Below are 11,234 nucleotides of genomic sequence, written 5' to 3'. Positions count from 1 at the left end.
GCGACTATGGCGGTCCGGCCCCGAGTCGGGCAAGCGCGGGGTGGGGGAGTGGAATTTCCCGCAGATGATTACCTCTATGACTCATAGATCGAAAAATCATTTACTTCCGATATGCTCTCGCTATAGGTAGTAAGGGACAAATACGAAACATCGAGAAGTCTTACGGAGAGGCGCGTATGCGGGGGGCAGCGGGTTTCATCGGGTTTCGACGCGCGCTTTACGGCGCCGTTTTGGCGTTGATGCTGGCCGGTTGCCAACAGGACGGCGGCCCGACCGTTTCGGGACAGGCGGCATCGCCCAACGTCGATGGCGTCAGCTACTCGATCTTCTTCAACCAGGGTCAGCATGTCGAAAGCCTGGCAAAGGCCGAACGGCATTCGGATGTGGCCAAGGTCTTCGCCGGCCATCGCGCGTTTTTCGACGCGGGCCGGATCGAACGCCATCGCGCGGCGCTTACCGCCGCCGCCGACGGCTTGAAGGCGCCGCACCGTGAAATCGCCGCGTTGAACCGCGCGACGCTCGACGCCGCCGACCCGATGGACCCCGCGCAATGGCGCGCGTTGCGCGATGCGTTGACCCAAGCCGACGTGATCGTCGCGGCGATCGATCGGGAAACGCTGTTGTCGGAGCCCGAGTTCAAGGAACCGATCTTCGACGCGCTGCGCGAAAGTGCGGCCGCCGCGCGCGCCAAGATCGCGGCGGCGGCGGTCGATGCCTATCGCGCCTACGACCATTTCGGTCAGCCGGCCTTCGTGACGGCCTATCCTTTCGTGCCCGATCCGCGCGGCTTCAAAGCCGCCAATCTCGATGCGATCATTTCGCGCCTGAACGCGGCGAGCGGCGAACAACTCGCGCATTTCGCCAAAGTGAACCGCGAGGCGGGTGCGCTGGACGAGGCGACGACCGAGAAAATCTCGAACCTCGTTCTGGCGGCGCATCTGCGCGCCTCGGGCGGGGCGCGCGATCTGCGCGCCGTATTGGGCGGGGTCAACGCCGTGCGCGCGGCGGGGTTCGAGCCCAAGAAGATCGACGGGACGCGCATTGGCTTCGCGCAGGCGACCAGCCGGACGCTGCTCAGCACCGGCGCCATCGAGTTTCCGGCCGAGGTCGATATCGACATGCCGTTCGAGGCGACCAAGATCGACCTCGACAAGGCGATCGAGGATCCGATCGCCGAGACGGCGGATTATCTAATCGTGTTCGACGTGGCGCTGGCGCGCAATAACCGGCGCGTCGCGGGCATGGATCCGATCAGATCGCGCGCCATCGTCGACACGCGCCGCGAACCCAATCCGCAATTCGCCATCCGCCAGACCGAAATGCAGGCGGCGCAGATGGCCTATCAGTCGCAACAGATGCAGCAAGGCATGAATCGCTACAGCCACCAGAACGCCGGCATTTTCGGCCTGATCGGCATGATGGCGGATATGGCGGCGACGTCGGCGTCGAAAAAGAAATTCGACGAAGCGATGGGGGCGCTGCAATCCACGCCGCAGATGATCGATGTGCCGGTCTTTCAGGACTACAACTACAACCAGGCGCGCGTGCAGGCCTCGCGCGCGATGACGGTCAATTACTACGTCATCGATCGGCGCGCGCAGACCTATTTCAAATCGACCTTCGACGTCACCGAAAACCAGGATTTCCGCGTCAATTACCAGGTCCAAGACACCGATCCGCAGGCCGCGCAGATCAAGGCATCGGCGCATAAAGAGGAAGACGTCGACGAATGGGAGCGCGCACCGATGAAGGTGAAGCTCTCCCAATTGGTCGAGCATTATCTACGCAATCAGTCGCGCGAGCAGAAGATGCCCACGCTTGTGGCGCTGCGCGAGGAGATGCTGAAAGACAAGAACACCGCGATCGCCAGCTTCCGCGCCAACCGCGTCGAAGATAGCCGGCGTACCGACCATCGTATGGAAAGCGTCGTGGCGATCTATGCCTCGGGCGGCAATTCCATGGGGTCGGGCTTTTACGTGACCCCCGATCTCGTGATGACGAACTATCACGTCGTCAAGGAAAGCCGGCTCGTCGAGATGCGTCTTTCGAATGGCCAAGAAACGTTCGGCCGCGTCGAAGGCTCCGATGTGCGGCTCGATCTGGCGCTGATTCGGGTCCAGAATCGCGGCAAGCCGGTGCAGTTTTACGAAGGCAATAATCTCGATCTTGGCGGCCAGCTGGAAGTGATCGGCCATCCGCGCGGTGCGATGTTCAGTTTGACGCGGGGCGTCGTCAGCGCCGTGCGCCGCGCGCCATCGATCAACGGTGTCGGCGGGCAGCCCTTCTGGCAGGTCCAATACGACGCCGCCACGAGCCCCGGCAATTCGGGCGGTCCCGTGTTTCTCGGCGATCGGGTCGTCGCGGTTGTTTCCTGGGGACGAGGCGACGCGCAGAATCTCAACTTCGGCACCCATTATCGGGAGGTATTGGATTGGCTGAAGGAAAAGAACGTTCAAGTCGTCACGCAGCGTCAGGGATCGTGAACATGGATCGTCGGCATTTCCTTCTCGGCTCCGGCGCGCTCGCCTTGGGCGCTTGCCAACCCACGCCGCAGCTCGGCATGGTGCGCGATCCAGCGACGGGCCTGTCCTTCGGCTCGGTCGTGGAGAAGCACGTCGTGTTCGACGCCAATCAAGTGCGCGACCGGCGTTTGCGCGTCTTCACGCGCAACACCTCGGGCGACACGGCATTCGATATGAGCAGCTTCGCGACCCAAATCGGCCAAGGCTACGCCTCGCGCGGGTTCGAACCGGTCACCGGCCCGGATTACGGCTTGCGCGTCGACGTGAACGTCGTGCGTTCCAGCCAGATCAGCGAATCCTATATGACCGAGTTCGGCTTCCTGGGGGCCGCCGCCGGCGGCATCGCGGGGCGCCGCTCGAACGTATCGCAAGGGACGGCGATCGGAATCGTATCGGGGGCCGCGCTCGGCGCGATCATCGGCAGCTACGTGACCAACGACACGTATATCGTGATCGCGGCGTTCTCGCTGTCGGTATTCGATTCACGCACCGGCACCACGCAGCGCGGCATCACCTTCGAAGGCAGCCCGCGCATGGTGGAGCGCGACACGGATTTCCGGCCGCCGCGTCAGATCATCCATAATCAGTTCGCCGTCTATGCTGGCGGCCGGATGACGAGCCAAGCGCAGATCGCCGACCAAGTGCGCCAGCGCGCCGCGCGCATCGCCGCCGATCTGATTTGACCGGCGGCGCAGCACACAAGATGGACCGAGTTATGATTTCGGCCGCAAGCTTACGACGGCTTTTGACGTGTCTGATTGCCGTCGCCCCGATGCTGCTGCTCGCGGCTTGCGCGATACCGTCGCGGGCCGTTTTGATGACCGTTCCCGACGCCGTCGCGCCGGCGGTACGCGAAAATCCGGAGTTGGCTGGATCGATGGCGGTCGGAAGCGTTTCCGGCGGGCAGGAATCGATGCCTTTATGGGTATCGAAAGTCGGCGATTCCGAGTTCCGGGAGGCTCTGGATAGTTCGTTGACGCTCAACGGACTGCGCGCGACGGATGCCGCCGCGGCGCGACTGGTCGTGGATGTCGAACTTCTCGCCCTCGAACAGCCCTTCGTGGGAATCTCGCTGACGGTCACGCCGCGCGTGCGCTATCGCGTCGTCGAGCGGGCGTCGCAAGCCGAAATTTTGAACGAAGAACTCGTGACACCCTATACGGCGAGCTTCGGCAGCGCCTTTATCGCCGCCGAAAGGTTGCGGTTGGCGAACGAAGGCGCCATTCGCGAAAGCATCAAGGCGTTCCTGCTGAAATTCGTCGAGCGTTGGACGGCCCGCGCAACGGCGTCGTCGGGCGCGGCGCCCGCGAATGTCGTGCCATTGCGCGACGCCGCGCGGCCCGGTTCCTAAACGTTGAAGCGGAACAAAAACACGTCGCCGTCCTGGACCAGATAGTCGCGCCCTTCGGTGCGCGCCTTGCCCGCTTCCTTCGCCCCTTGCTCGCCGCCGAGCGTGACGTAATCGTCATAGGCGATGGTTTCGGCCGCGATGAAGCCGCGCTCGAAATCGGTGTGGATCGCGCCGGCGGCTTCGGGCGCCTTCGCCCCTTTGCGCACGGTCCAGGCGCGCGCTTCCTTCGGCCCCACGGTGAAGAAGGTCTGCAAGCCGAGCAACCCGTAGCCCGCGCGGATCACGCGCGCGAGGCCGGTCTCTTCCAGGCCCAGCGAGGCGAGGAATTCCTTGCGCTCTTCGTCGGTCGGCAATTGCGAAATCTCGGCTTCGATCGCCGCCGAAATCACGACCGAAGACGCACCTTGCTTGGCCGCCATCTCGGCGACCTTGGCGCTCAAGGAATTGCCCTTGTCGGCCGATGCTTCCTCGACATTGCACACGTAAAGCACGGGCTTCGACGTGATGAGCTGAAGCTGGCGATAGGTCTCGGCGAGTTCGGCCGACGGCTTCACCGTGCGCGCGGGCTTGCCGTCGCGCAGCGCCGCCAGCACGGGCTCGACGACTTCGAGGGCCGCCTTGGCTTCCTTGTCGCCGGTCTTGGCCTTCTTCTGCAAATTCGGCAGGCGCTTTTCGAGGCTGTCCATATCGGCGAGCATCAGCTCGGTCTCGACCGTCTCCGCGTCGCGGATCGGATCGATCGAACCTTCGACATGGGTGATGTCCCCGCCTTCGAAGCAGCGCAGCACATGGGCGATGGCGTCGACCTCGCGGATATGGCCCAGGAACTGGTTGCCGAGCCCTTCACCCTTCGAGGCCCCGCGCACGAGGCCGGCGATATCGACGAATTCGAGCTGCGTGGGCAGGATCTTCTGCGATTTGCCCAGCTCCGCGAGCTTGTCGAGGCGCGGATCGGGCACGGGCACGCGGCCCACATTCGGCTCGATCGTGCAGAAGGGATAGTTGGCGGCGGCGGCCGCGGCGGTCGCCGTCAGCGCGTTGAACAGCGTCGACTTGCCGACGTTGGGAAGACCCACGATGCCGCAACGGAAACCCATCTCGTCCTCTATTTCGTTTTCGGCGGCTCGAGGGCGCGCACGATCTTGTTCATGAAGCCGGCCTCGTCGCCTTTCAGCAGCGTGGCCAGGTTGTCGGCGATCGCGTCGACCATGTCGTGCACCCAGGCCATGTCGCCCTTGCCGAAATCGTGGAGCACGTAATCGGCGACGAGATCCTTGTCGCCGGGATGGCCGATGCCCAAGCGCACCCGGACGTAATCCTTGGTGCCGAGATGGGCGTCGATCGACTTCAATCCGTTATGCCCGCCATGCCCGCCGCCGATCTTGGTGCGCAGTTTGGCGGGCGGCAAATCGAGCTCGTCGTGGATCACCACGATGTCGCGCGGATCGATTTTCAGGAACCGCGCGGCCTCGCCCACGGATTGGCCGGACAGGTTCATGTAGGTCAACGGCTTCAGCGCGACGACTTTGTCGCCGCCGATCAGACCTTCGCAGGTCTCGCCCTGGAAGCGGCGCTTCCACGGCCCGAAGCTGAAGGCGGACGCGATCGCGTCCAGCGCCATGAAGCCGATATTGTGCCGGTTTCGCGCGTATTCGGGGCCCGGGTTGCCGAGCCCGACCAGGAGCTTCATGGCCCGGACCCCGATACGTGTCGAACCGACGCCGCCTTACTTCTTGGCGGCGGGCTTGGCGGCGGCGGCGGCCGGTGCTGCGGCCTTCGCATCGCCGGCCTTGGCGGCCGGTGCGGCGGCACCCGCGGCCGGTGCGGCAGCGGCGGCGCCTTCCGCCGCGGCGGCGGTCGGGGCGACTTCCGCTTCCTTCTGCACCGACGGGGCGCGCAGCGCCAAGACGGTGAAGTTGCGCGCGATCGTCGGCTTCACGCCGTCGGGCAGCTTGATCGATTCGATATGCACCGAATCGCCGATGTCGAGGCTGCCGAGATCGATGACGATCTTCGACGGGATCTTCTCGGGATGCGACCACAATTCGATCGTGTGGCGCACGAGGTTGACCACGCCGCCGCGCTTCAAGCCCGGCGACTTGTCGGCGTTCTCGACCTTGACCGGCACTTCGACGCGCACGCGGCTCGCCGAGCCGACGCGCTGGAAGTCGACATGTTCCGGACGGTCGTTGACCGGATGGAACTGGATATCGCGCGGCAGCACGCGATGGGTTTTGCCCGCGACGTCGACTTCGTACAGACGGGTGAAGAACCCGGTCTTCGACGCTTCGCGCATGATGTCGCGCGGGTCGAGCGAGATCAGGGTCGGGGTCGTCTTCTCGCCGTAGATCACGGCGGGCACGCGGCCCGCGCGACGCACAGCTCGGGCGGCCCCTTTTCCAGCCCCTTCACGCGGCTCGGCCGCGAGTTTGTTGATGGTAGCCATCTTTCGTTTTCCTTCTCTCTCGGTTGCCGGTGCCGGACCTCCAGGGTTGTCCCAAGCACCGGGATGTCCGATCCCTCAGTCGAAAAGACTGGAGACCGAACGCTCTTCGTTGATGCGCCGCATGGCTTCCGCCAGCAGCGGCGCGATCGGAATCTGTCGGATGTTCTTGGTCGCCCGGATCGCGTCGGTGGCGACGATCGAATCGGTGATGACCAGTTCCTTGAGCGGCGAGGCGGCGACGCGCTGCACCGCACCGCCCGACAACACGCCGTGGACGACATAGGCCCACACTTCGGTCGCACCTTCCTCCATCAACGCGACGGCCGCGTTGCACAGCGTGCCGGCGGAATCGACGATGTCGTCGATCAGGATGCAGGTGCGGCCCTTCACGTCGCCGATGATGTTCATCACTTCGGAGACGCCCGCGCGTTCGCGGCGCTTGTCGATGATGGCGAGATCGGCTTCCAGGCGCTTGGCGACGGCGCGCGCGCGCACGACGCCGCCGACGTCCGGGCTGACCATCACGAGGTCTTTGCCGTGGAAACGCTCGCGGATGTCCTTGGTGAAGGTCGGCGCCGAAAAGAGGTTATCGAGCGGAATATCGAAGAAGCCCTGGATCTGACCCGCATGCAGGTCGAGCGTCACGACGCGATTGGCGCCGGCTTCGGTGATCAGGTTCGCGACCAGCTTGGCCGAGATCGGCGTGCGCGGGCCGGACTTACGGTCCTGGCGGGCATAGCCGTAATAGGGCAGCACCGCGGTGATGCGTCGCGCCGAACCGCGCCGCAGCGCATCGATCGCGACCAGCAATTCCATCAGATTGTCGTTGGCGGGGTAGGAGGTCGATTGCAGGACGAACACGTCCTCGCCGCGCACGTTTTCGAGAATTTCGACGAACACCTCCTGGTCGGCGAAGCGGCGCACATTGGCGTGCGTCAGCTGCAGATCCAGGCTTTTGGCCACCTGCTCGGCGAGCGGGCGATTGGAATTCCCGGCGAGGAGTTTCATGACGACCGGACCGAGCCCTTTAAGGCGTTGAAAAACCGTCGAAAAAACGACATGCCCGCGACCCGAGGAGACTCCCGGGATACGCGGGCGGCGGGAAAATAACAGCGAGGGGGCGGCCTGTCCACCGCCGGTTTAACGCCGGTGTAACGGGGGTTTTGCCCGGTTTTTAAGCCAATTCCCGGCCCCGGCGCTGGGCGGCGGCGACCGCTTTTTCCATGAGGTCGGGCAGGCCCCCGGGGCCCATCAGCACGTCCAGCGCGGCTTGGGTGGTGCCACCGGGCGAGGTGACGTTCTTGCGCAATTGCGCCGAGGTTTCGGTCGACTGGCGCAGCAATTCGCCGGCCCCCGACACGGTGGCGCGGGCAAGTCGCGTTGCGAGGTCTTCGGAGAGGCCGGCTTTCACGCCCGCCGCCGCCATCGCCTCGGCCAGCAGGAACACATAAGCGGGGCCCGAGCCGGACACGGCGGTCACCGCGTCGATCAAGGCTTCGTCGTCGACCCAGCCCACTTCGCCGACGGCACCCATCAGCTTGGCCGCGAGGTCGCGCTGCGCTTGGCTGGCGCGCGCATTGGCGACGCAAACCGAAATGCCGCGTCCGATCGCGGCGGGCGTGTTGGGCATCGTGCGGATGACCGCGACATCGCCCAGATGCTTTTCAAGGAACTCGATCCGCCGGCCCGCGGCGATCGACAGCACCAGCGCCTTCGCGGCCATCGCGCGATAGGGCGGCAGCACGGTTTCCATGACTTGCGGCTTGGTCGCGACGATGATCGCGTCGGGCACGAATCCCACCGGGATTTCGTCGATGCGCTTCACGCACGTCACGTCTTTCTTGCCGCGAAACGGCGCGTCGCCGTCGCCGGGTTCCACCGTTACGAACGGTCCCAACGCGGGATCGGCGCGCCAGCCTTCGAGCATGGCGCCGCCCATCTTGCCGCAGCCGATCAACAGAATGCTGGTGCGCATCGCTTCACTCCCGTTCCGTGCGGAACGGGTGTGGCCGAGGCAGGCGCGAAAATCAATCGTCGAACTTAGGCTTCGCGTGCTTTCGAGGGGCGAAGCTTTACGCTTCGCCCATCGGATCGAGGCACGCAGCGGCGACCGCTTCGGCCGGATCCTTGCCGCCCCACACGACGTATTGGAACGCCGGGTAGAAGCGCTCGCATTCCGACAGGGCGACATCGACCAGATCTTCGATCTGTTCGACCGTGGCGCCGCGCGCCCCGCGCAACGGAACCGCATGCCGGAAGGTCGGCAGGCCTTCGTCGCCCGACAGGTCGAAATGGCCGAGCCACAGGCGCTCGTTGGCCAGCGCCAGCAGCTCCGCGACCACGCCGCGGCGATGTTTGGGCAGTTTGAGGTCGAGCGCGCAGGAGAAGTGCAGCGCGCTCATATCCTCGTTCCAGGCGAAGTAGATGCGGTAGTCGCACCAGCGCCCGGGAACCTGCGCCACCAACTCCTCTTCGGCCGAACGATCGAACGGCCATTCATTGGCGGTGACGATTTCTTCGATGATATCCAGAGGGTTAGATGCGTATTCGGAAGTCTGTACCGAGACGTCGACCATGCCCTGTAGACTCCCAATCGGGATTTACCCTTTCGGCGTCCGTCAGGCGCAAGTCCGCGATGGAGGGGGCTTGCGACTCGACGTTCAACCACTAGGGTTAGGGTGCCAAACGAGAGTCAAGGGATCAAGCACTTTGCCCGGACGACCCACAAGATTTTGAATTCTTGCACAGGGTCCGGCGAATCGAACGCTAGATTTGGGGGGCGAACTTAGGCGCCGCTGCTCTTCAACCGATTGATTTCCGATTCCAATTCGGCCAAACGCGCCGCCAAGCGCTCGTTCTCGATGCGCGCATTCGACGCCATTTCCTTCACGGCCTCGAATTCCTCGCGCGCCACCAAATTTTGCGTTTGCAGCCAGCGCTCCAGCACCAAGCGCATCTGGCCTTCCACTTCCTGGCGCATCGCCGTGAAGGCGGAAAGTGCGCCGGTGGCCGCGCGCGACAAATCGTCGAGGATTTTATTGTCGGTCTGCATGATCGAAATATGGCGAGGGCCCCGCGCCGTTGCAACGGCCATCGTGTCGCGCCTATAAGCGGCCCATGATCGTGGTCACCGGCGGCGCCGGCTTCATCGGTTCGAATCTTCTCGCGGGTCTCGAAGCGCAGGGTGCACGCGAACTCGTCTGCGTCGACTGGTTTGGTACTGGCGACAAATGGAAGAACGTCGCCAAGCGCGTGCTGGCCGATGTGGTGCGCCCCGAGGAACTCGGCGATTTCCTCGCCGCGCGCAAAGGCAAGATCGAGACGATCTTCCATATGGGCGCCAATTCGGCGACCACGGAAACCGACGTGGACTCGATCGTGCGCACGAATATTCGCGCCACGCTCGATCTGTGGGATTGGTGCGCGGCCAACGGCGCGTCGTTCATCTACGCGTCCTCGGCCGCGACCTATGGCGATGGCACGCAAGGCTTCGACGACGATTCGTCGCCCGCCGCCCTCGCGAAGCTCCAGCCGTTGAATCCCTATGGCTGGTCGAAGCATATGGTCGATCGGCGCGTGGCCGATCTGCTGCGCGACAAAAGCGCCGCGCGCCCGCGCCAGCATGTGGGTTTGAAGTTCTTCAACGTCTACGGCCCCAATGAAGGCCATAAAGGCGGCATGCGCTCGGTCGTGCATCAGGTGCAGCCGGTCGCGGCGAAGGGCGAGGCGTTTCCGCTGTTCCGCTCGCATCGCGAAGGCATTCCCGATGGCGGGCAGCAGCGCGATTTCATCTGGGTCGGCGACGTGGTCGACGTGATGCTGTGGCTGCGCGACCATCCGAAGGTCTCGGGCCTGTTCAATCTGGGTACGGGCCACGCGCGCAGCTTCCTCGACCTCGCGACCGCCGTGTACGCCGCACTCGGCAAGAACGCGCAGATCGCCTGGCGCGACACGCCCGAAGCGATCCGCGACAAGTATCAGTATTTCACCCAAGCGAAGATGGAGCGCCTGCGCGCCGCCGGTTACACGCGGCCCTTCACTTCGTTGGAGGACGGCGTGCGAAAATACGTGCTCGATCATCTCGTCAAAGAAGATCCTTACGTCTGATGGCGCTCGCCTTTCCCGATATCGATCCCGTCGCCATCGCCATCGGCCCGATCGCGATCCGCTGGTACGCGCTCGCCTATATCGCCGGCATTCTCGGCGGCTGGCGTTATGCGGGCTATCTCAACGCCGGGCCCTGGGCGCTGGTGACGAAGGAGAGGCTCGACGATTTCGTCGTCTGGGTGACGTTCGGCGTGATCGCCGGCGGGCGCTTGGGCTATGTGCTGTTCTACAAGCCCGGCTACTACATCGCCGAGCCGCTGGAAGCGCTGTATCTGTGGAAGGGCGGGATGAGCTTCCATGGCGGCGCCTTGGGCGTGATCGTCGCGATCGTGCTGTTCGCGCGCAAAGAGAAGATCTCGCTCTTCCGCCTCGGCGATCTGGTCACGCAAGCGGTCCCCATCGGCTTGTTCTTCGGCCGCCTCGCCAATTTCGTGAACGGCGAATTGTTCGGAAGGCCCGGCGACGTTCCTTGGGCGATGGTCTTCCCGCATGGCGGGCCGGAACCGCGCCACCCCAGCCAGCTCTATCAAGCCTCGCTGGAAGGTTTGGCGCTGTTCGCCGTGTTGTTCGTCGTTGGCCGCACGCAATATGCGCGCGCGCGCGACGGGTTCGTCGCGGGCGCTTTCCTCGCGGGCTATGGCGTCGCGCGCATCATCGGCGAATTCTTCCGCGAGCCGGACGCGCATCTGGGCTATCTGCTCGGGCCCATCACGATGGGCATGGTGCTGTCGCTGCCCATGCTGGCGGCCGGGGCGTGGCTGATGTCGCGCCCGCCCAAGCCCGCGTGAGCGGCTTCCGCGACATCCTT

At 64.4% G+C, this 11,234-nt stretch carries 12 protein-coding genes; 5 read left to right on the top strand and 7 right to left on the bottom strand.

Translation table 11 applies throughout. The features are described from left to right. The first annotated feature begins 176 nt into the window (after positions 1–176). From J0H39_16055 to J0H39_16045, 3 genes are all read left to right on the top strand, one after another. On the top strand, positions 177–2,483 hold the full coding sequence (locus tag J0H39_16055) for a trypsin-like peptidase domain-containing protein (protein ID MBN9498269.1): 2,307 nt from the start codon (positions 177–179) through the stop codon (positions 2,481–2,483). A 2-nt stretch (positions 2,484–2,485) separates the two neighbouring features. Then, positions 2,486–3,205, top strand: coding sequence for a hypothetical protein (locus tag J0H39_16050; GenBank protein ID MBN9498268.1), 720 nt, complete (start codon positions 2,486–2,488; stop codon positions 3,203–3,205). A 290-nt stretch (positions 3,206–3,495) separates the two neighbouring features. Next, positions 3,496–3,873, top strand: coding sequence for a hypothetical protein (locus tag J0H39_16045; GenBank protein MBN9498267.1), 378 nt, complete (start codon positions 3,496–3,498; stop codon positions 3,871–3,873). Here J0H39_16045 and ychF read toward each other — a convergent pair. From ychF to J0H39_16010, 7 genes are all read right to left on the bottom strand, one after another. After that, positions 3,870–4,970, bottom strand: a complete 1,101-nt coding sequence (gene ychF, locus J0H39_16040; GenBank protein ID MBN9498266.1) for a redox-regulated ATPase YchF — start codon at positions 4,968–4,970, stop codon at positions 3,870–3,872. The two genes, J0H39_16045 and ychF, sit on opposite strands and share 4 nt — an antisense overlap. Before the next feature lie 8 nt (positions 4,971–4,978). After that, positions 4,979–5,563, bottom strand: coding sequence for an aminoacyl-tRNA hydrolase (locus J0H39_16035; protein MBN9498265.1), 585 nt, complete (start codon positions 5,561–5,563; stop codon positions 4,979–4,981). Positions 5,564–5,599: 36 nt separating this feature from the next. Further along, positions 5,600–6,319 carry a 50S ribosomal protein L25/general stress protein Ctc gene (locus tag J0H39_16030; GenBank protein ID MBN9498264.1) on the bottom strand — a complete coding sequence of 240 codons (720 nt, stop codon included), beginning with the start codon at positions 6,317–6,319 and terminating at the stop codon, positions 5,600–5,602. 75 nt (positions 6,320–6,394) lie between these two features. Then, positions 6,395–7,327: a ribose-phosphate pyrophosphokinase gene (locus J0H39_16025; GenBank protein MBN9498263.1), complete on the bottom strand. Its 933-nt coding sequence runs from the start codon at positions 7,325–7,327 to the stop codon at positions 6,395–6,397. Positions 7,328–7,493: 166 nt separating this feature from the next. Further along, positions 7,494–8,294, bottom strand: a complete 801-nt coding sequence (locus J0H39_16020; protein ID MBN9498262.1) for a pyrroline-5-carboxylate reductase — start codon at positions 8,292–8,294, stop codon at positions 7,494–7,496. A 97-nt stretch (positions 8,295–8,391) separates the two neighbouring features. After that, a complete protein-coding gene (locus J0H39_16015) occupies positions 8,392–8,895 on the bottom strand; it encodes a YbjN domain-containing protein (protein MBN9498261.1) in 504 nt (167 codons plus the stop codon). A gap of 209 nt (positions 8,896–9,104) precedes the next feature. Next, positions 9,105–9,371 (bottom strand): accessory factor UbiK family protein, encoded by a 267-nt coding sequence (locus J0H39_16010; protein ID MBN9498260.1) that lies wholly within the window; start codon positions 9,369–9,371, stop codon positions 9,105–9,107. A gap of 65 nt (positions 9,372–9,436) precedes the next feature. On the opposite strand from J0H39_16010, the gene rfaD reads away from it, so the two are divergent. Then, entirely contained in the window at positions 9,437–10,426 is a 990-nt protein-coding gene (gene rfaD, locus J0H39_16005; GenBank protein MBN9498259.1) for an ADP-glyceromanno-heptose 6-epimerase, read from the top strand. Then, the gene (locus tag J0H39_16000; protein ID MBN9498258.1) at positions 10,426–11,214 is read left to right on the top strand and encodes a prolipoprotein diacylglyceryl transferase; all 789 of its coding nucleotides are present in this window, start codon (positions 10,426–10,428) and stop codon (positions 11,212–11,214) included. The genes rfaD and J0H39_16000 overlap by 1 nt, the downstream gene beginning before the upstream one ends. Positions 11,215–11,234: the final 20 nt, after the last annotated feature.

The sequence above is a fragment of the Alphaproteobacteria bacterium genome, assembly GCA_017308135.1.
Classification (GTDB): Bacteria; Pseudomonadota; Alphaproteobacteria; order CACIAM-22H2; family CACIAM-22H2; genus Tagaea.
This window is presented reverse-complemented; position numbering and strand designations above follow the sequence as displayed.